This is a genomic window from Pseudidiomarina marina, from assembly GCF_044807045.1.
GTDB classification, from domain to species: Bacteria; Pseudomonadota; Gammaproteobacteria; order Enterobacterales; family Alteromonadaceae; genus Pseudidiomarina; species Pseudidiomarina marina.
The window spans coordinates 649947-670781 of record NZ_CP085233.1 but is presented as its reverse complement, the minus strand read 5'-3'; the positions used below and the strand labels follow the sequence as shown (position 1 = coordinate 670781).

Annotated in this window: 21 protein-coding genes; 6 read left to right on the top strand and 15 right to left on the bottom strand. The window is 46.3% G+C overall.

Annotated features, from left to right (window positions below; translation table 11 throughout):
• Position 1 precedes the first annotated feature (1 nt).
• Complete coding sequence (locus tag LG272_RS03230; RefSeq protein ID WP_126760076.1) at positions 2 to 871, top strand: LysR family transcriptional regulator; 870 nt, start codon at positions 2 to 4, stop codon at positions 869 to 871.
• Between the two features lie 54 nt (positions 872 to 925).
• Here the strand turns inward: LG272_RS03230 and LG272_RS03225 are convergent, their stop codons facing one another.
• Entirely contained in the window at positions 926 to 2866 is a 1941-nt protein-coding gene (locus tag LG272_RS03225) for a S9 family peptidase (protein ID WP_404409653.1), read from the bottom strand.
• 136 nt (positions 2867 to 3002) lie between these two features.
• On the opposite strand from LG272_RS03225, the gene LG272_RS03220 reads away from it, so the two are divergent.
• From LG272_RS03220 to LG272_RS03210, 3 genes are read left to right on the top strand one after another with little or no spacing between them, the layout of a single operon-like run.
• Entirely contained in the window at positions 3003 to 3800 is a 798-nt protein-coding gene (locus tag LG272_RS03220; RefSeq protein WP_404409651.1) for a DODA-type extradiol aromatic ring-opening family dioxygenase, read from the top strand.
• Positions 3801 to 3811: 11 nt separating this feature from the next.
• Positions 3812 to 4090: a peptidylprolyl isomerase gene (locus LG272_RS03215; protein WP_404409649.1), complete on the top strand. Its 279-nt coding sequence runs from the start codon at positions 3812 to 3814 to the stop codon at positions 4088 to 4090.
• A 38-nt stretch (positions 4091 to 4128) separates the two neighbouring features.
• On the top strand, positions 4129 to 4542 hold the full coding sequence (locus tag LG272_RS03210) for a VOC family protein (protein ID WP_404409647.1): 414 nt from the start codon (positions 4129 to 4131) through the stop codon (positions 4540 to 4542).
• Here the strand turns inward: LG272_RS03210 and LG272_RS03205 are convergent.
• From LG272_RS03205 to LG272_RS03175, 7 genes are all read right to left on the bottom strand, one after another.
• Positions 4532 to 4960: a hypothetical protein gene (locus tag LG272_RS03205; protein ID WP_404409645.1), complete on the bottom strand. Its 429-nt coding sequence runs from the start codon at positions 4958 to 4960 to the stop codon at positions 4532 to 4534. The genes LG272_RS03210 and LG272_RS03205 overlap by 11 nt on opposite strands.
• Positions 4957 to 5202, bottom strand: a complete 246-nt coding sequence (locus tag LG272_RS03200) for a DUF1653 domain-containing protein (protein WP_404409642.1) — start codon at positions 5200 to 5202, stop codon at positions 4957 to 4959. Before LG272_RS03200 ends, LG272_RS03205 begins: the two co-directional genes overlap by 4 nt.
• On the bottom strand, positions 5199 to 5648 hold the full coding sequence (locus LG272_RS03195; protein WP_404409640.1) for a YaiI/YqxD family protein: 450 nt from the start codon (positions 5646 to 5648) through the stop codon (positions 5199 to 5201). The genes LG272_RS03200 and LG272_RS03195 overlap by 4 nt, the downstream gene beginning before the upstream one ends.
• Before the next feature lie 63 nt (positions 5649 to 5711).
• Positions 5712 to 6296, bottom strand: coding sequence for an SOS response-associated peptidase (locus LG272_RS03190; protein ID WP_126760068.1), 585 nt, complete (start codon positions 6294 to 6296; stop codon positions 5712 to 5714).
• A gap of 114 nt (positions 6297 to 6410) precedes the next feature.
• Positions 6411 to 8288 (bottom strand): DUF885 domain-containing protein, encoded by a 1878-nt coding sequence (locus tag LG272_RS03185; protein WP_404409638.1) that lies wholly within the window; start codon positions 8286 to 8288, stop codon positions 6411 to 6413.
• Between the two features lie 109 nt (positions 8289 to 8397).
• The gene (locus LG272_RS03180) at positions 8398 to 9114 is read right to left on the bottom strand and encodes a GPP34 family phosphoprotein (protein WP_404409636.1); all 717 of its coding nucleotides are present in this window, start codon (positions 9112 to 9114) and stop codon (positions 8398 to 8400) included.
• A gap of 123 nt (positions 9115 to 9237) precedes the next feature.
• Positions 9238 to 9672, bottom strand: a complete 435-nt coding sequence (locus tag LG272_RS03175) for a hypothetical protein (RefSeq protein WP_404409634.1) — start codon at positions 9670 to 9672, stop codon at positions 9238 to 9240.
• A 130-nt stretch (positions 9673 to 9802) separates the two neighbouring features.
• Here LG272_RS03175 and LG272_RS03170 point away from each other — a divergent pair, with 130 nt between their 5' ends.
• Together LG272_RS03170 and LG272_RS03165 are read left to right on the top strand one after the other, a co-directional pair.
• Positions 9803 to 10684 (top strand): LysR family transcriptional regulator, encoded by an 882-nt coding sequence (locus tag LG272_RS03170; RefSeq protein WP_404409632.1) that lies wholly within the window; start codon positions 9803 to 9805, stop codon positions 10682 to 10684.
• Between the two features lie 32 nt (positions 10685 to 10716).
• Entirely contained in the window at positions 10717 to 12408 is a 1692-nt protein-coding gene (locus LG272_RS03165; protein ID WP_404409630.1) for a methyltransferase domain-containing protein, read from the top strand.
• A 4-nt stretch (positions 12409 to 12412) separates the two neighbouring features.
• On the opposite strand, the gene LG272_RS03160 is transcribed toward LG272_RS03165, so the two are convergent.
• The 7 genes from LG272_RS03160 to LG272_RS03130 all read right to left on the bottom strand — a co-directional run bounded on the left by LG272_RS03160 (position 12413) and on the right by LG272_RS03130 (position 20501).
• Positions 12413 to 15529 carry a DUF3427 domain-containing protein gene (locus LG272_RS03160; protein WP_404409628.1) on the bottom strand — a complete coding sequence of 1039 codons (3117 nt, stop codon included), beginning with the start codon at positions 15527 to 15529 and terminating at the stop codon, positions 12413 to 12415.
• 483 nt (positions 15530 to 16012) lie between these two features.
• The gene (locus LG272_RS03155; protein WP_404409626.1) at positions 16013 to 17632 is read right to left on the bottom strand and encodes a DUF2326 domain-containing protein; all 1620 of its coding nucleotides are present in this window, start codon (positions 17630 to 17632) and stop codon (positions 16013 to 16015) included.
• Positions 17626 to 17847, bottom strand: coding sequence for an ABC-three component system middle component 7 (locus LG272_RS03150; protein WP_404409624.1), 222 nt, complete (start codon positions 17845 to 17847; stop codon positions 17626 to 17628). Before LG272_RS03150 ends, LG272_RS03155 begins: the two co-directional genes overlap by 7 nt.
• Positions 17847 to 18611, bottom strand: coding sequence for an ABC-three component system protein (locus LG272_RS03145; protein WP_404409622.1), 765 nt, complete (start codon positions 18609 to 18611; stop codon positions 17847 to 17849). The genes LG272_RS03150 and LG272_RS03145 overlap by 1 nt, the downstream gene beginning before the upstream one ends.
• 84 nt (positions 18612 to 18695) lie before the next feature.
• Complete coding sequence (locus LG272_RS03140) at positions 18696 to 18869, bottom strand: hypothetical protein (RefSeq protein ID WP_404409620.1); 174 nt, start codon at positions 18867 to 18869, stop codon at positions 18696 to 18698.
• Positions 18870 to 18878: 9 nt separating this feature from the next.
• Complete coding sequence (locus LG272_RS03135; protein ID WP_404409618.1) at positions 18879 to 19463, bottom strand: DUF6338 family protein; 585 nt, start codon at positions 19461 to 19463, stop codon at positions 18879 to 18881.
• 111 nt (positions 19464 to 19574) lie between these two features.
• The gene (locus LG272_RS03130) at positions 19575 to 20501 is read right to left on the bottom strand and encodes a hypothetical protein (RefSeq protein ID WP_404409616.1); all 927 of its coding nucleotides are present in this window, start codon (positions 20499 to 20501) and stop codon (positions 19575 to 19577) included.
• Positions 20502 to 20835: the final 334 nt, after the last annotated feature.

Below are 20835 nucleotides of genomic sequence, written 5' to 3'. Positions count from 1 at the left end.
CATGCGTGAACTGAACTTTCATCACTTGTTTTACTTTTGGACAGTGGCCAAAGAAGGGCATTTAACTCGTGCCGCACAGCAGTTACACGTGTCTCAATCTGCGTTATCGTCACAAATCAAACAGTTGGAAGAGCGCCTAGGACAAGATTTATTTGTGCGTGAAGGTCGTAGCCTTAAATTGACCGAATTCGGGCATGTGGTACTCAACTACGCCGAGCGAATTTTCAATTTAAGTCACGAAATGATGTCAATGGTCGAGCGCGGTGACACGCACGTGGTACAAACATTTCGGGTTGGTGCTGTCGCAACGCTCTCACGAAACTTCCAAGAAAACTTCTTAAGACCCATTCTTGGTAACCCCAACATTCAGCTGACGTTGTTGTCAGCTAGTCTTGAGCAATTACTCGAACAACTGAGTATGCATAAACTCGATTTAATTCTCTCAAATCGAGCCGTCGCCTCTGATTTTCATTTGCCAATTCGTTGCCAGTGCGTAGCACAACAAAGCGTGAGCTTAATTGGTCCCAATACCGAAGCGTTACAAGGCAAAGAATTCCCTCGTGATTTAGATAAAGTTCCGGTACTCGTGCCCGGCGTAAGTAGCGATATTCGCACGCAGTTTGATATGTATTGTGAGGAAAACAACCTGCAACTGACACCGTATGCCGAAGTGGATGACATGGCGATGCTACGGGTAATGTCGCGCAGTATTCAAGGCGTGACGGTAGTGCCTGAAGTTGTGGTGCAAGACGAGTTACGAGCTGGCGTGCTAAAAAAATACTGCACGCTAGAAGGCGTGGTCGAAAAATTCTACGCCATCACGGCGAAACGCGAATTTGAATCAACCATTATCAGTACGTTACTAAATTAAAAACGCCGTACCTGCTCGGTAAAAATCGCAAGCACGGCGCTTTGTTAATTACACTTACTGTTTTAAGTGGGTATTGAGGAAATTAACGTAGGCTTCTTGTGCCTCAATTCGATTCGCTTTCGAGCTAAAGCCGTGCCCTTCATCATCGAATAAAACATATTCAACTGGCACGTTGTTGGCACGTATGGCTTCCACCATCTCGTCGCTTTCCACTTGTAGCACACGCGGATCATTTGCACCCTGCACCACTAATACCGGTGCTTTTATGTTGTCGGCATGGAACAACGGTGAAATACGGCGCAAGCGCTCGCCATCGGTTGCTGGATCACCTAACTCGTCGTATAGCGACTGACGGAAGCTTTCCCACCACGGCGGAATACTCTCAAGTGTGCGCACCCAGTTGGTGACACCGAAAATATTGATACCGGCATCAAACTCATCAGTAAACGCTAGCGCCGCCATGGTCAAGTAGCCACCGTAGCTGCCACCCATGACTGCGATGCGATCTGGGTCAACCCAATCGAGGGTTTGCAGATATTTTTTGCCATACACAATATCCTGCAAGTCATCTTCGCCGTGGCGTTGATCATCAAGGTGGAAGAAAGTTTTGCCATAACCTGATGAGCCGCGGTTGTTCACTCCAAGCAAAGCATAACCATGGTTGATCAAATGCTGAATCATTGCCGAATAGCCTTTACGCGCTTGTCCGCCTGGACCACCGTGAATCACGATAACAGCTGGTACTTTGTTTTCGGCACTAGCTTGATGTGGCTTATATAACAAGGCTGGAATCGACAGTAGGTCAAAACTTGGGTACCGAATGACTTGACTGTGAACAAGGTGCTCTGGTTCCATGCCTTCGGCTAACGTGTTGGTGAGTTGCACCACGTTTTCACTACCGACCTGCCAGAACATCAAATTTGACGGCGACACATCAGAGTTGACATAAAACACCATGGTCGTCTCATCATCTGAGAAATTCACGCCACGTAAATCACCCGGAGGATGCTCAGGTAATACAACTTCAGAGCCAGTCGTTGTATCAGTGATCGTCAGCTCAGTACTTGCATCAGCGTTCACGCCAACCACTTGGTACTTCCCAGAATCAGAGAAATACAAGAACGACACATCCCAATCGGCAACAAAGTGCTCGCTGTGTTCTTCTGATGCCATATCGTAAGCCCAAGCCTGATAGAACTCACCATGGCCGTCTGTGCCATAAATAAGTTTGCTGCTATCGTGCGTAAATGTGTAGGCATTATGCTGAACATTGCCATCAGTTGGGGTAATTAATTGAGGTTCAACGGCCTCTGCTTCAAGGTCAACCAAAAATAAATCAGAATCGGCGTTCGAATTGGTTCGGCTGAGCGCCATATAACGTCCGTTCGGACTAATGGCATCAACATTAAAGCCGGTATTATTTTCGAACACCATTTCACGACTGTAGTCTTCCGCGTTGTATTGATACACGTCGAAATAGCGATTATCACGCTCATTGGTCATCACGTAAAAATGCATGTCGTCTTCGTGCCAACCGCCAAACATCGCTTTTAGATTTTCGCCCGGTGTTAAATCTTGTGTTGTACCATCTTCTAAACGCACATAAACATGGTTAAGTTCATTACCGCCTTGGTCTGCGGTATACAACATGCGCCCATCTTTGGGAAACCAGCTCACGCCCATCATGGCATCGGTGGTTGAATTGGTCAGTTGCGTCGGTTCGCTACCATCAAGCGGATAACTATAGACATTAAAAATGCCGCTCTCATCGCTGGTAACAAGAACCGCAGTACCATCGTGATTAATTGACGACCCAAATAATGTCACGGTGTTGTAGAAGGTTTCAGCGCTAAACGTTGGCACCTCCGCTTTAGCGGATGCCTGTTGCATTGACTGTGCATCCGCCGCTGGCTGTGTTGTCTCTGGCGCCGGTTTACCGCATGCCACCAGCAATAAACTGATGGCGACAATGGGAAACATGGAAATGAATCGCATAGCTCTATCCTGTTGTTCGTTATCGATAACTACTCTCAAAGCTCTAGAAGTTTAGTTCACAATTACTATTCAACAAGAAATCAGGTATAAAACACTTACGGCACTTTCGTAGCGTCGAAAATGAGGGAAGCGGTGAATGAAATACATTCTATACATTGCGCACGGTGGCGGGCCGATGCCGCTGCTAGGTGACAAAAGTCACCATGATATGGTAGAAAAGTTGCGTGAAGCCGCAGCGAAAATGCCTAAGCCGAGTGCCATTTTAGTGATCAGCGCTCATTGGGAAACCGACGTGCCGCACGTCACAACAGCGGCCAAGCCGGAACTAATTTACGATTACTATGGCTTTCCTCCAGAATCGTACACCATTACCTACCCAGCGCCCGGCGAACCGCTACTCGCCGAACAAGTATTGGGTGCAATCACCGCAGCAGGCATTGAAGCAAAAGGCGATGCAATACGCGGCTTTGATCATGGTCTATTCGTACCGCTGAAACTGATGTATCCCGATGCCGACATTCCCTGTGTGCAACTGTCGTTAATGAATCATTTAGATGCCGAAGCTCACATCAAACTAGGGCAAGCGTTACAAACTCTCGACTACGACAACCTGCTCATTTTGGGCTCAGGATTTTCGTTTCATAATATGCGCGCATTTTTCGCGCCTAATCATGCCGATGCAGATAGCCAAAATGCCGCGTTCCAAGCATGGCTTGAGCTAGTTTGTAGCGACCAAGATATGAACGAACACCAGCGGCAACACATGCTGGCAAATTGGCAAGAAGCGCCTCATGCACGTTTTTGCCACCCTCGCGAAGAGCATTTACTGCCGCTACATGTGTGTTACGGCGCGGCTAGCCGCGCATGTGACGAAGCAACCACGGTATACGCACTGAATAAAGAATCGCGTATGTTCTACTGGCAAATTAATTAAGGTGATTAAGAATGGCACGCGCGCACGCTTTGCATATTTTGGTGAAAACTCGAGAAGAAGCCGAGGAATTAAAGAAGCAATTAGCAGCTGGTAAGAAGTTTGGCGATCTTGCACGTAAGCACTCACTTTGCCCATCTGGCAAGAAAGGTGGTGACCTTGGTGAATTTGGTCGGGGCCAGATGGTGCCGGCTTTCGACAAAGTGGTATTCGGTAAGCCGACTCTTGAAGTGCATGGCCCTATAAAAACGAAATTCGGCTGGCATCTCATTAAAACATTGTCACGAAATTAACAGGTAAAAAAATGAAAATTAAATTAGGAGTTCTAATCATGTGTCTTGTTGTTTTGAGCGCAGGTGCAAGCGAACGTGAGAAAGTACTTGGTTTTGGCGGCGTCTTTTTCAAAGCAGAAGATCCGAAAGCTTTAGCGCTTTGGTATGAAGAACATCTCGGCGTGAAACAAACACCAAAAACTTACGAAGAACAACCTTGGGTTCAAGCAGGTGGTACCACGGTATTTGGGGTTTTTAATAACAAAACCAAGTATTTCGGAGCAGATGACCAACAGTTTATGTTCAATTTTCGCGTTGGCGATTTAGACGCGATGGTTCAGCAACTCCGCGAAGCTGGTATCGAGGTTGAAGTTGACCCTGAAACCTACCCAAATGGTCGCTTCGCACGATTGGCAGATCCTGAAGGCAACCCGATTCAATTATGGCAAGAAATGACGCCAGTTACGGATTAACTGGCGGCACGTAAATGGCAACCGCCTCGGCGGTTTTGTCGGTCAGACCGAATGATTTGCCGATACTGATACCAAAGCCAAAGTTGCCGGTGCTGCGCCCAATGCCCGTACCAATATTTACCGAATCATCTTGCCGCTCGCCAGTACGGCGCAGTAAAACACCGTTGGCTCCGACCTTGGCAGCCGCCTCTTTCAAACGCTGGATCACCGCATTCATTTTCGCTTCGTCACTCAGTCTAAATGAAGCATCGCTAGTCGCAGTAATCATCGCAATTGGTTCGTATTCTGCGGGGTCCTGCAAATATACTTGAACCTGCTCAGGGCTAATAGCCGGACGCGTTTGCCCAATCACATGCGTAGTCGAAGGCGCCGCGCAAGCGGTTAACAGCAGAGCTAAACCCATCACCATGTATTTCATTTGGAAATGTCCTGCTCATCACCCCATTCTTCGCCGAGATATTTAAAGCGCGGCACTTCTAAACCATCAACACTAACTGACTGCAAAAACATGTCATAGGGGCGTACCCACAAACCCTGCTCGTAGCCATATAACGGTCGATACAACACCATCCATTCTTCGGTTTCAGAATGGCGCACCGTATCGACAACCTCGTACATCGGGCCTTTATAGTGCTGATATTTACCTGGGGTAATTTTCATCTCGAACTCCTCGCCAGAATTTTATCTAGCTCATTCGCGAACGCCATGCGGTCACGCTGATGCAATGGCGGTGGGCCGCCCGTATGTTCGCCGCTACTGCGCAACGTATCCATGAAGTCGCGCATGTTTAAGCGGCTACCGATGTTCTCTTTTGTGAACAATTCGCCACGCGGACTCAGTGCCTGGCCATGTTTTTTGATCACATCGGCCGCTAACGGAATATCGGCCGTAATCACCAAGTCACCGGCTTCACAAATTTCAGCGATATAATTGTCAGCAACATCAAACCCCGACTCAACTTGCTTGGTTGATATCCATTTCGATGGCGGTACGCGCAAAGGCTGATTCGCCACCAAAATTAATTCAAGCTGTTTCCGCTCAGCAGCGCGATACAAAATATCTTTAATAACCGCGGGGCAAGCGTCCGCATCAACATACATTTTCATTGAGGTTTCTGTGTTTTAATCAGTTTCATAAACCATAGATTAGCATTAAGCTAAACGCATCACCTAACGCGCAACAACGTTCAAAGCGATATCTTCTGGAGCTGCAAGCAGGGGCGTTAATGCTTCTGCTTGGCTGTTGAGCCAAAACTCAACTTCAGTAGGACGAATCAATAAAGGCATGCGATGGTGATACGCTGCGCATTGTTCAGTCGGCGCCGTGGTCAAAGTCACCAGCTGTGCGCGCGAGTCGACATGTGGGAAGTAAATACCAGCCATATACAACGGCTGACCGGTCGCTTCGCTGAACAAGTACTTGGTTTTGCGCGATTGCCCTTCTTGTTGCTGCCATTCATACCAACCGCTACACGGCACCACACAACGATGCTGCTTAAACGCCAATTGAAAGGTACGTTTGGTTGCAACCGTCTCGGCCTGTGCGTTAATGAGAATTCGGTTTGCCCAACTCGGTTGAATACCCCATTCTGTGCTGAGTTGATGCAACAAATCGTGACGCTGGGTTGTGGTGATCACTTCCACCTGCTGGGTAGGTCGCAAATCTTGATTGGTGGGCGCATGAAATTTCAGGCCAAGCTGTTCAGTTACCAGCTGGCATAAAGGGTCAGTGACAACATTGAGCCTTCCGCACATAGAAGCCTCCGTTCCAAATTAACGAAAAAGCCGCTCAGTTGCGCCAAAATTGATACAACTGAACGGCTGTTTTTATTGCGAGACTAGGAACTAATACCTTTTAAAAAAGTAATATTAGCTGGCGTTCTTAGTCTCGCGAATGTAGTCATCCACAAACTGCTCAAGAATATTGAGCGGCAACGGACCGTTTGCCAAAATCACATCGTGGAATTCACGAATATCGAAGTTGTCGCCTAACTCAGCTTTCGCTTTCTCGCGCAGCTCAAGAATCTTCAACATACCGATTTTGTATGCTGTTGCTTGGCTTGGCATCACGATATGACGCTCAACCATTTTGCGCGCGTCGGCTTCAGCGTTTGGCGTATTGGTTACGTAAAAATCGATACCTTCTTCACGAGTCCATTTTTTCGCGTGAATACCCGTATCAACAACCAAACGAACCGCGCGCCATAGCTCCATCGCTAAGCGGCCAAAATCTGAGTATGGGTCTTTGTAGAAGCCATATTCTTTTGGCAATAATTCGGTGTACAAGCCCCAGCCTTCACTGTACGCGGTGTAGCGACCGAACTTACGGAACGATGGAATGCCTTCAAGCTCTTGCTGAATCGCAATTTGCATGTGGTGACCTGGAATACCTTCGTGGTAGGCCAGAGCTTCCATTTGATAGGTTGGCATAGAAGCCATGTCGTACAAGTTCGCGTAGTAAACGCCTGGACGTGTGCCATCCATTGACGGCTGCTGATAGAACGCTTTACCGGCTGATTTCTCACGGAATGGTTCAACCGCTTTTACAATCATGTCGGCTTTTGGCTTGGTGATAAACAACTCATCCAAAAACTCACGCATGTTGTCGATATACGCCGTTGCTTCTTCTAAATAACGCTGACGACCTTCTTCGGTGTCTGGGTAGATAAAGTCTTGGTTGTTACGCATGTGTACAAAGAACTCTTGCAACGTGCCTTCAAACCCGACTTTTTCCATGATCACACGCATTTCGTTGTGAATACGCTCCACTTCACTCAAACCAATTTCATGAATTTCTTCAGCGGTTAAGTCAGTGGTGGTGGTGCGTTTCAACGCATTGTTGTAGAACGCTTCACCATCAGGGAATTTCCATGCGCCGTCTTTGGTGTCAGCTTGTGCCGCGATATCTTCAACCGTCGCAATCAAGCTTTCGTAAGCTGGTTTCACCGATTCCACTAATGCTTTTTCAGCCGCGCTGGTTAGCTCTTGATATTGGCTTTCTTCAATATCAAGGTTACCTACTTTCTTGGTGAAATCTTCGAGTAGCACGCTTGGCTCACCGTCTTCAAATGGTGCGCCTGAAATAATATTCTGGCTGTCGCTGATCACGTATGGATACACAAACTTCGGCGCAATAATGCCTTTTTCAGCACGCAAGCGAAGGTTATCTGCTAACTGCTCAAACAGTTCTGGTAAGCCGTTCAAACGCGCAATATAGTCTTGGGCATCGTCGACTTCTTGAATGCGGTGCTGGTTGATCAGCATCGACACCACGCTTGAGTGCATGCCGAACATTTGGTTTACAGGGTAGTTATAGTGACGCCATTTGTGGTCAGCAATATCCTCTTCTAAGCCCTGCTTCATCAACATCAAACTAATCTTGGTTTGCTCGTCGAGCTTGGCTTCGTCAATCGCGTTCACTTTCGCAAGATGCTCTTTTCGAAGCGCTAGCTCTTCTTCAGACGCCTGCTCAGAAATGTCGTCCCACTTATCTTGGTCTTGCTTAATACCCAAGTACGACTGGTACATTGGGCTGCGCATGACATTTTCCATGAAAATGTCTTCGAACAGCTTGTTGGCTTTTTCAGATTCGGCCTGGATTTCCGCCTCGGTCACCGCAGCCGTGCTTGCCGCTTGGGTTTCTGCAGCAGGTGCTGTCGCTTCTGGTTTCTGCGCTTCAGAACATGCCGCTGCGCTCAGCGCCAGCGTCACCGCTAAAGCTAAGTGCTTCATTTTTAAATCAGACATCGGTTGTCTCCTTATTGTTATAGTGACCTTAGCTTAGCACCATACTGACTGAGTGGTCTATTTACGCGCCAGCTCTTGGGGTGAATCGCCGCAACTCTGCGGCGAGGTGTTAACAGCCGCTGGAACTTGATGTTGATGCGGTTGTTGCAGCGAGCATCGCTGGCAACATGACGGCAACCATCACCGCGGCTTGCACCGCATCAATCACATCTTGCGTTAGAGCGCCGAGCTCTTCGCCCTTAGCAATTTGTTCAATGCGCTTTTTGTGAGTTTTCAGCTCTTCTTTGTTGAAGACATCTTTTAAAAGGTAGGCACTTTTCGCGAGCGCCACCATCAGCGCCACGCGCGGGTCAATTTCTAATGGCTTATCCAGCACCAACCGGCGCATCTCGTGACGTAAATGACGTTCGGGTTCAGGGTTCACTTCGGGATAGATTTTCTGGGTAAAAATCCACAGCACTTTCTTTTCATCGCTTTTGATAATGCCATCAGCCACCAATTGCTCAGCAACTTTGTGCTTCAATTTGGAAATGTTGGCGATGGACATCACCCAGTTCTTGAGGGTATCCGGACGCTTCTTGTCTGCAATTTTCTGCAGCACTTCATCCATAACTTGATCACCCGTTGGCGAAGCATCAAGCACCTCAATTTTGTCTTTATTGTCGTCGCTCACCTGAATACGTTTGGCTAACAACAACTCAGCCAGCACAGCCGCCGCCACGGTGTACTCAATATACCATCCTTCCGACGTACCCTTTTCGTCGTGCAAGGACAGCAGCACAAGGCCTTCGTAGAGTTTTACTTGCAGCTCGTTGGTGTGATGCATGCGTCACCTCTCTATTGATGTTGTTTTAACCATCATAGGGAGGTGGGTGCGGATGCTCAATTTTAGTGTGTAAGTTTTTGTATCAACGAGCGCGAAGTGAATCGACTCATTGTTTCGTTCGGGTTACATCCTGTAACCATGATGGCTTGCCAAGTCAGCAAACACTTTATTCAATCCTGACCAGAAAGATGAATGCGAGCTATTTTCAGTTTTCGGCTCAGTGACGCACTCTCGGCATAACACCACATCAGAATGACCAGGCACGCGCAAACGAACTGGTAACTCACAATCGCGTGCGGCACTCATCCCGAATTGACGACTGAACAAACCGCCATTGCGTTCCAATGCTGAAAGTAAACGCTTACTTAATGGCAAACATGTTGCTGATCGGCTAGTAACATTCGCTACCGACGATGAGCAAACCGCTAAGCGCGAATCATCGGCTAATTCGAACTCAGCACATGCTGCGCTTTGTGACACCAACGGCAAACGAAGTTGGTTTTGAATATAGTGGATACTTTCAGATAACTGACGGACAACAAGTGAATAGGTTTTCATGGCTGACACTCCAAAACGTTAGGTTGTATTCGATGTAAGGAGTATACTGTTTCCAAAATAAATGATTAGATAGCAAAAATTAAATTCATTGTTTCTTTTAGGAAACAATAGCTAGTTAAAGAGGCTTCTCATGCTGAACCGCTTAGCCGATATGGCCATTTATGCCACCGTAGTCGAGCAACAATCGTTTACTGCCGCGGCTGAGCACCTTGGCATTTCTAAAGGTGCTGTGAGTAAAGCGATTAAGAAACTTGAGCAGGAGCTGAATTTAAGACTCTTGCAACGCACCACACGAACCATGGCAGTGACCATTGAGGGCCGCGCGTTTTACGAATATTGCCGTGAAATGATGAGCCAGGTTGAGGCCGCCGATCAGCACTTGGGAAGTTTCCGCAATACACCAAGCGGCTTAATTCGCATCACCGCGCCGGTAACCTTTGGCAGCGTGCAAATAGCACCGTTAATTCCTGAGCTCCTTCAGCAATACCCTGATATCAACATCGACCTATTACTCGACGACAAACGCTTGGATCTCGTAACACAACAGGTGGATATTGCGATTCGCTGTGGTCGACTGGAGAGCTCTTCGTTGATTGCCAAGCGTTTAAATGACTTACCGTTAGTGGTGGTCGCTACGCCAGAATTTTTAGAAAAGCATGGCGCGCCAGCACACCCGCAAGAACTAACAAACTTCCCCTGTTTGAGTCACAGCTCACATGTGGTGGATAGGCGCTGGACGTTCCTCGAAAACAATCAGGAAATAACCGTGCGCGTGAAGGGCCCGATGAACGCCAACAACAATGCGGCGCTGAAGCAAGGTTTGTTGGCATCGCTCGGTATCGCGTATTTACCTCGGTATCAGGTGACTGAGCAGCTTGCCAACGGGCAGTTAGTGCCACTATTGGAAGACTATTTACCGACACCAACGCCGGTACATGCGGTTTATCGCCATCGGCAGCATTTGAGTGCAGCCATGCGCGCTACGCTTGATTTTTTGACCGCGCGGTTGTGATGCCATTATAGTAAGCCTATGCGCACAACAGGATGAGCAATAGCGTACAAATGGATGACACGATTTATTACTACACCCGCAACGCGGAGCAGCTTGCCGAGCAATATGACAGCCTTGCTTTTGAGCAAGTGCATAGCGATTGGCTTGATTTAGTTCCCGCCGAGGGATTTGTGCTTGATGTCGGCGCCGGTTCTGGTCGTGATGCGCGTTACCTCGCTGAACGTGGCCTGACGGTTTATGCCGTAGAACCCGCCGATGGCATTCGCGAACGTGCGCAGCAGTATCATCCGAATCCGTCGATTCATTGGATTAACGATAGCTTACCCGACCTGACCCACGTTCAACGCCAAGCAACGAAATTCGACCTGATTTTACTTAGCGCCGTTTGGATGCATATTGCGCCATCTTCGCGCCAGCGTGCCTTTCGTAAACTCAGTTCAATGCTAAAACCTAACGGTAAAATGGTGATTTCACTGCGTCATGGCGAAAGCCCTGATAGCCGCACCATGCATGCCGTATCCGCAGATGAGCTGAAGCAATATGCACAGCAACAAGGTTTAGTTTTCAAGCTACTGAACAACCGCCAAGATCAGCTCGGGCGTCAAGATGTGCAGTGGGAAACGGTTTTACTCACATTGCCCGATGACGGCACCGGTGCATTTCCACTGATTCGAAATATCGTGATTAACGACAGCAAGTCGTCCACCTATAAAGTGGCTTTGTTGCGCTCGCTATTGCGAATTGCTGAGGGTCACCCAGGTGCTGTTATTGAGCGCACAAAAACACATGTTGCTTTACCGATGGGCTTGGTCGGGCTGTATTGGTTCAAACTCTATAAGCCGCTGATTGATACGTTTTCCATGAAACAAGGCAGTAGCGGCAATCTTGGCTTTGTCAAAACCGCCGGTTGGGAAACACTGACGAACTACAACGCCAATGATTTTTATATCGGCCGATGTGTTTTTGACCAACAAGAAGCACGTAGTTTGTATCGAACGCTGAAAGACATCGCGAGCACGATAAAGAATATGCCGGCGAAATACATCACGTTACCCGGCACGAACAATGAAGTATTTCTTGTCGATTTGGCGAGAACTACGCCGCCAAAAAGTAGCTTAGTAATAGACAATGAGTTTTTGAAATCGCTTGGCACATTTTATGTACCGCTGAGTATTTGGAACGTACTAACTGACTTCAGTGTGTGGATTGAGCCAGCATTAATAAACGAATGGGTTAATCTCATGGCGAATTACAACCGTGAGCACCCCAAAGCCTACACCCAAGCTGACTACTTGCAAGCGTTACGCTGGGAGAACCCAGAACGTTCCACCGCACGAGTGCGCAGCCGTGTAGCGGCTTTACAACACGTTGATTGTTGCTGGAGCGGCACCAAACTCAGCAAACGCGCATATGCGGTTGACCACGCATTTCCATTTGCGCGATGGCCCAATAACGATTTATGGAATTTGTTGCCGACAAAAACCACGATTAACTCAGCGAAGTCGGATAAGTTGCCCACGCGACAGCGCTTCATGCATTCTCGCGACTACATTATTGATTGGTGGCAGCAAGCTTGGCATGAACATGACCGCGAATTTTTCACGCAAGCGATGTTTGCATTACCCGATTTAACGTTAGGCCATATGAGTTTCGATGATGTTTTTGAAGCCATGATGGTGCAGCGTGATCGGATTAAACAAGTTCAGCAATTGCAGGATTGGTAGTGGCTTAACGAGCAACTGAATACTCCTGAAATAACTTCGCGGTTAGTGGATATTTTAACCGCCAAGTTATACTCATTGGCCGTGCCCCCTCACTTTTCACCAAATCAACTGGCCCACATGCTCGGTATGGTGTCTGTTTATTCAAACGAACAAATAACTGAAAGCACCAACCGTTCTCTTTGCTCTCTAAATATCGACGACCTGCTTGCGTATGCGGTGCTGCAGTATTTTGAGATTGCCAGTGGAACAGTTCACGACTAATAGCATAGTCATCGTAGGCCACGCCCTCATGAATGGCGTTCTGTTTATCGAGCGTAACAAACATCAGCTCCAGTTTTGCCTCTTGGTCTCGCCAAACGCCCTCTCGAACCGCTGCAAAGTGCGTTTCTGTATGGTAACCAACAGCAGTCATAATTTCTCGATTCTGATAGGCACTGTGTAACTTCAAACCTGAAGCTTCAAGTTCCGGCAAAGGTTTGAACTGTTCATTTGTTGACGCATCCAAAGCGTCAGCGAGTTCAACAAGTTCTTTTAACAACTCAGGTGTTTGCTCTAAATCATTTAAGAACCCATTGACTGTTTGTACACCTTGCCCGCCACAAATTTGATAGGCAAGCATCAACGCACGCTTGCGAGAAAACTCATCGCTACTTAACGATCTATTTCCGATGGAGCGCATTACAGCTAAATAGTCAGGATCATCAATATGCAATACGTTTTTGAAACGACGATTGAGATCTAATTCGAGATCTGTCGGTTCGCCATCAATAAGTTGCGAATCACGTTTTAAACGAGTCCAGCCTGAAATCCTGTTGTTGCGATAAATATCTTCAAACTCCAACGCTTGCTCTCGAACAAATTCAGCCAAATGTAATTCTTGCGCACCGTGCCGCGCGCGATAGCTGGTTAGTTCTGTTTGCAAACGTCGCCAGTTGAGGTTAACCGCATAACGTAAGCTCGTAAGAATTTGGTCCCTCGCTTGTTTTTGCATATGCAAGTAACAACCCGGTGGGAGACTACCAAACCCTTGCTCAACTCCCTCAATAATTTCACGCTTAGATAACCCGGTGAGCGAGCTGTATAAAACATCAAACCGGAAATCTTCTGAGTATTGACCAACAAAATCTAAGATCAAACAGCTATCTTTGCCTTCAAAAAGACGAAGCCCACGACCAATTTGCTGCTGAAATAACGTTGCGCTCTGTGTTGGGCGCAGCAGTAACAACGTATCCACAAAAGGTAAATCAACACCTTCGTTATAGAGATCAACAGTCACTATGACATTGATTTCGTGCCGTTCTAGCTTGGCTGGCAGGCTTTTGCGCTCTTGAGACGACGTTTGCCCCGTAACTAACGCCGCTTTAACGCCGTTCTCATTAAAAAACCTAGTCATAAACTCAGCGTGTGCAATAGAAACACAGAACGCCAATGCACGACATTCAGAAATATCACTGACTTGCTCATCCCAGGCGCGAAGTACCGCTCGAGCGCGACTTGTTTCTCCGGTTAGAAGATTATCTAACTGCGAAGCTTCACTTGCGCCGCGCCAGTTGACGTTTGAATAATCCATTCCATCGGCACAGGCATAATACTCAAACGGTGCAAGTAACTGCTGCTCTAACGCATGCCATAAGCGCATTTGCGCAGATGGTGTACCATCCGGCCGTAAATCAAAGTGCTGCAGAATATTAAGCCCATCCACACGCTCGGGCGTAGCGGTAAGACCAAGTAAGTATTTGGGTTTTAAGTGCTCTATGAGCGTCCTGAATGACCGAGCTTCAATGTGATGGCATTCGTCAATAATCACCATATTCCAGTAATCATCACCCAACTGTTTCACGAGCTCTCGACTGTTCACACTCTGAATAGTGGCGAACAAATGCGTGTAAGAATCTGGCTCATGCCCATCAGCGAGATAATCTCCGAAATTGCTGTTTCTCATGACATGCCGGAATGTTTGTAACGACTGTTGCAGAATTTCTTTACGATGCGCCACAAACAATAACCGCGGTTGACCGCCTAGCTGTTTACAAATTCTCTTGTAGTCTAGAGCGGCCATAACGGTTTTGCCAGTGCCGGTGGCGGCGACCAATAAGTTCCGAAAACGATTGTGAGCACGCTCGTTTTCGAGCTGGTCTAGAATGATCTGCTGGAATGGCTTGGCCTGAATATCGAAGAACGTTGTAATGACATTTTCGCCATAATCTCTTTTACCGCTTTCACGCGCCAAAGCCGTGCGCAGCTCATTTTCGTGAACTTCGTTGTTTGGATCGAATGTTTGAAATTCATCGTCTTGCCAGAGTGTTTCAAAGTGAGCTCGTGCTCGTTGATATAAGAAATTCTGCCCTTTTTCGGTAAATTTGACCGTCCACTCTAACCCGCCCATTAGGGCAGCTCCGGAAAGGTTGGCGCTGCCCACGTATGCTGAGCCGAAGCCTGTGTCACGCTCAAAAATCCAAGCCTTTGCGTGAAGCCGATTACGGCGACCATCTAAGGATACTTTCACTTCGCAGTTGGGCAATTCGGCGAGCAATTTAACCGCTTTGAGATCCGTCGCACCAGTATATGTTGTGGTAATAATTCGAAGGCTAGTTCTGGATTGTTGCTGTGCATCAACCGCTGTGATGTCGCGAAGCAAATTGATAATTTTTCGAACTCCAGACATCGTGATAAAGCTCATGAGGATGTCGACGTGCTGGCAACTGGACAGTTCAGCTTTGAGTTCATGAAAAAGTGCTGGCGAATCTTTACCTGAAGTGAAAAGCCAGGGCTGCGCCATGCCTACTTGCGGCAACTCGGGTGGCTTTTCGGGATGGTGCAATGCGCGTAGAACTTCAGGGGGACTTTGGTAAGGCGATACGGGCTCTAACTTGGCAAAGTTTCGCGTATAAACCAAAAGCTCGTTGAGAATTTCTAGTTGACGTAATAGCTTCTGATCGTCCGAGCCGCCATTATGCTGTAACTCGGCTAAAGCATTCGAGATTTCTTCAGTTATAACTTCAGCCAAATGGCGGCTACTTGTTTTTATATCTAACTTTTCACTGATCTGGCTAAGTCCTGATTCAGTGATGGCTTGCTCCAGATTTTCGTTCTTTAAGAGCTCGTAAAATCCTTCTTTCATTGCCTTTCATCCCAAGCTGCAATCTGCTTGAGATAAAGTGCCAGGTTTTGTTTTGATAAACAACCTAGTTGTGGTGAATTCAAAACACAAGCAACAAAAGTCCGTCTGTTGTTTTGACATTGTCGCTTTTTCGTCAATTTATATTCTGGATCTTAATATTGAATATAAAACACAAGCCATTAATGTTAATTAGATTGTTTAGATATAGCCGGCTCAGAATGAAAAACTACCAACCAGCTTACCCACCACTTTTCGTGAGTAAGTGAATTCTGCTTTCCATACTACGTAGCTAAGTCAACAAGGCCCTCGAACCACTCTTACTTCTAGAAACCTCGCATTAAACCCCATACCCACCAAATGAAGCTTTAAGCGATTCAGCTTTTCCGTTTGTTCGGCTGGCTCAATTAAGTCTTCTGTATATCTAAAGTTTGACTTAACGGCATGCCGAGTGTCAGCTTAGGTGCGTCCGCCAATAGCCACTTATCAGAGGGCGCCGCGCCGGCGCCAATCCTTGACATATAACACGTGATCATCCGAAAGGTGGACGACTGCTGCCTCCTCGACAATTTTCCCCATAGAAGCGCTGTACTTGGAAACCTCATCGATTGCGATGAAAGATTGACGATCAAATTCAGAGTATTGCTCAATTATCCGCTCGACAGCTCTGTTCTCTACGTTTTTGAATAGTACTGAATCGTGTATCAGAAACGGTAGCTCTGTAGTCGAAAATACTGCGAGGTCAAAGAGAATCAGATTTCCGTAAGCCTTTCCTGTTCCAGTGTCCTCATAAATCTTGTACTCATAATTTGTTGAAGTAAAAGATAGGTAAGGACTCTTCTGGCTGTTTTGATATATCACTTGAGCTAGCGTTGAAAGCTCATCATTTATTATTCTGGCAATTTTTGACAGCGCCAAAGTCCGCTTCGTCTCCAGCGACTTCTTTAAGTCTTGTGACTCGGTCTTCAACGTGTTGGTTTGGTCGTAATATTCGTTTTCTTGCTGAAATACTCTGATCTTTCTGGACAATTCATAAACTCTATCGACAATCAGGCCCGGGTTTTCTACATCAACCAAAATTTCTCGAAGACGCGCATCCAGCTTGGAAAGAGCCATATCAATACGATACAATTCATCCTTCAAAGAACGTTCGCTCTCTAGAATTTCCTTCCTCAATATTCTTGCGATATCCGAATGGAACTCCTCGACAGAAGCCAGCTTCTCGCTTTCGAGTGCGGGAAAGAATTTCTTCAACGCCTCAAAACTCTTGCTTTGAATGTGCTTGCTTTCCATTAATGAGTTGGATGCTCTCTTCAACCTACTGGCAACGCGCGAGCGGGAGCCCAATAGCTCGTCCTTGGTCGCTTTAATCTCTGCAACTTCCTTATTCGCTAGCTCACGTAAATTGGTTGCGTACAATGCAAGATCGGAACGGATACTATCAAGCTCCTTAGATGACTGGGAGATATGTGCGACGTTCTCCTTGTATTTTTTCTTTCCGATTTTGGTGACAACGTTCTGACGAAATGCGTTACTGAGCGCACTGATTTTCGCGGTGATACTTTTTAGTGAAGTCTCCAACTCTTCAACTTCGCCGTACTTCTTGAACAACTTGAGGGCAAGATACAGGGACTCTGTCGCAGATTGCTTAATGTGCGCTTCTAAGGGCCTTGAAGGAGTGAGATTATGTTTGCCCCAGATTCTAGAGAAAGGAGAGCACATCTGCCTGAATGACAGCCCAAGATCACCTAAGCCGTAGTAATTCAATAAGTGGTTGCGATAGTCCTGAATAGTTAGGGCTTCTAGCACGTCCCAAGCTTCATTACATCGATGTACGATATCAGGCATGCCAGTATCTCGCCGAAAGTAATGACACCGTCCTCCGAAGTCAAAAGTAAATCTGTATTCATGATGTCCAAGTTCGGCCACGACATCCTGATTATGCTCTAGAAAATCACTTCCACCCATCACAAAATCGATCAGCATCAACAAAGTAGACTTACCGATCGAGTTGGTTGCCAAGTCATCACCGACTACTGCATTCAGACCCCTCGTAAAATTGAGGGTCTTCTTACAGAACTTCTCGCAGAATATCGATTTCAACATTTGTGCACCATCCCGGTAACTAAATCAACTTGAATTGCATCTAAGACATACAACACATCGATCGCGTATAAGAACTCACCCGCATCTTCAAAACGCTTTTCAACAAGGCTGTATAGTTTGTGTATTGACATGCTGGCATCCAATGCCTGAAGTATTACTGGCGCTTTACCAAGGACGCTTTCGTTGAGTGAAGTGAACTTTGTAGGGGTGATCATCAAAACACCTCGCAATTTTGTACGAAAAAAGAGACAAGAATTTCTGCAGCATCAATACTCCTTGGTTTTGTCTTGATATTTACCCAAGAAACCATATTGTCAAAGATTGCTTGCTGCTCAAGTCCCAACTGCTTCTGCTTCAGAAAGTAAGCCTTAACCTGGAGAGACACTATGTCGGAAAAGCCCGGACTTTGTTTATCGATTTCCGACAGGTGCGATTTCACAGAAGTAAAGTAGTCTGTAACATTGTTCTTAATCTTGCGAACTGTTGGGCGGCTAATCGTATCGTCCACTTTGTCATCGATCTGTGACGGCTCATATGAAATTTCAATGATCGACTCCGCGACAAAGTTCTCTTCGTAAAGGGCTTCAATAACCTCTTGAATTTCGGCCTCAAGGTTGTGCTCCGCCCACAAAAATTCTTGCCCAGACCGGGATATATAACGTTTCTTAATCTCAAGCAGGTGTCGATATTCGGTTACGGTACGTGGCTTATCGAATTTCCCGTGGCAGCTCTGGCACAGAGGTATGAGGTTATCCTCGTGATTCACATCATGGTTCATAAGCTCTTCGTTTTTAAGAAGCTCGACCTCTTCCGCTGATGGGTTTAGGGGATAGATGTGCGCGATTTCATAAGCTTTGAAGCTTTTCCCACCCTTTTTATAAAAAAGCGGAGTGTCACATAGCGGGCAAACGTTACGGGCTTGCGAGGCGAGTGCTACGTTCTGAGCGTCACCGTACTTCTTTCGTTTAGATTGCTCCATATCTTTCCCTCAGAGCTACAAAGCTAAGCTCTGCGCAAGCCGAAGCATCGCGTAGGCTTTCCGTATCAACTTTTTGTTATACGCTTACTCGTCACCCGGAGGTGTTTGGTTGTTAGTTGGATTATCTCCACTGCTTGTTGTTGGAATATACCCGCCCTGAGGCTTTGGATTTCCCGTTGGCTGAGTCGCAGGTTGATACCCTTTTTCAATCTTTTTGGGAGTATAGCCCTCATTTATTGGTCGTTTTTCATTAGTCATAAAGCCTCCTTAATTTCTTAGCTCAACATGTGAAATTTCACTGGATAAAACTAGAACGCCTGCCGTGTTATTTTTTGCTCTTTCAAATCCACCTCTATCGTTTAGAACCCAAGTTTGTTCGAGATATATTTGTTCTGGCGCGGGAGCACTAGAAGCAAATGACTTATTTGCATAACGGCCAGCTATAACAGTTCCGTCTTTCAAAGTAACCTTGACCCAGTATTGTTTACGTTGCGCAAATACATAATCCCATGGCTTAGCAGTAGGATGAGGCGCATTACGCTGAAAAAAATCTCTGGTTCTCAAATACTTCCAGAACAATACCCAGATAATTGGAGCAAAAAAGAAAACAAAAATATAGAACAGATAATAAAGAGCGGGACATGTATCTCGCAGAGTTCCTGATTCAATTGCGATTATAGGAAAAATTAGCAAGGCGTAATTTATCGAGCTATACGCAACAGCATCAATCAGTTGATCAGAAATTGCCCGCTCAGTCCCTGGATAAACCAATTGGTATGCTTTTATGCTGATAAATCCAGGAATAACAAATGCAATAAATAGAGCTAGCTTGTCAATATCCCAAACATCCATTCATGACTCCGTAGCGTGGTATCTCGCATAACGCCCGCAGAAACCGCGGGTTAGCAGTGTAGCCGCAGGCGGAACGAAAAAGCCGTCGGCTTTCCTGCGATTATTAAGTATTTACACGGACAATATTCTGCCAATTTCTTCAAACCAGCTCTCGCGATGGATCACGCGTTCTTTGTGGAGCTTATTCTGGAGAATCTCAGCTTTGGTCAGACCGGACAAATATTCCCAGTTGTTCTCAAGAATATAAGTAGCGTTGTTTGTCTGAGTGCTTTCCAGAACATATAAATCTGATTCCGGAAATCCGAAAACGATATAGCCCGAAAATCCAGCCTGCCCAACAGCCACGAACTCCGGCTCAAAGGAATTTATTACCTCGAAGCGTTTTTCTATAACAACCTTGTTCCCTTTTGATTGATCATCAATAACCGTTTGTATTAGTGGCTTTAGCGTTCCCCAAGGCTTTTGACCTTTAGGAAGAACATCCCAGTTCAACCTTCTTATGGGCGATCGAATAATAGCGTCTAAATCCTCGTTTCTTATTTCGCAAAGGCCAAATGCTTCGAGGAACATATTTATTACGTGAACAATAGCTCCCTCATTGTCATCGTTTAAACGAATTGGATCAGCGACTATCAGTTTTCTTCCCTCGGTATCGGCGGCGACGCTAAGTTCAATAGACGGCGGAGGCACTATCTTTCTTGGATATCGCTTATAGGGTATATCTACAATTTTAGACTGTTCCTCAAAATCATATCGCCCTCGAAATTGTTTCCAAGTCCACTCTTGCTGGCGGTAGTGGGTTTCCATAGGTTCATCTTTTAGGGGGATTTCTTTCCCCCTTGAATTGAAGAGCGTCACATTACCAACAGCTGTAGGGAGCACTTTTTCACCAGGTTCTAGACTTACACTGAATCCAATATCTTGTGGGCTGTGTTTAACAATATCTGAAGCCGCAACTGCGATAACCAAGTTTTGGTCTACGGGAATGCCCTTTGTATAACTTGATAGTGATATAATTCGCTTTTTTTGGATGATCATTGTTCAGTCTCCTTGCGACACTTAACATTGTATTAGTAAGCACGACTCATATCTCCAATACACCGGCATGCACAACTTTGTCGTCTTGCTACATTGCCTCCTATCTACCTCAAGACCACCCTAGAACCCTTACTGGTCAGAGAGCTAAATCCTGAAAACAGGCATAAATAGACCGTGACAATGCACGAAACAAAAATTCAAATAGGCGAAGAAAAACTTATGATGAGGGCTCTTCCTTGAGGAAACTACTGAGCTGGCTCAATAATCACTCGCCATAAATTCCATTGGCGTGCTTGTTAACTATTAGTTGAGATTACTAAAACTGCTGCAGGGG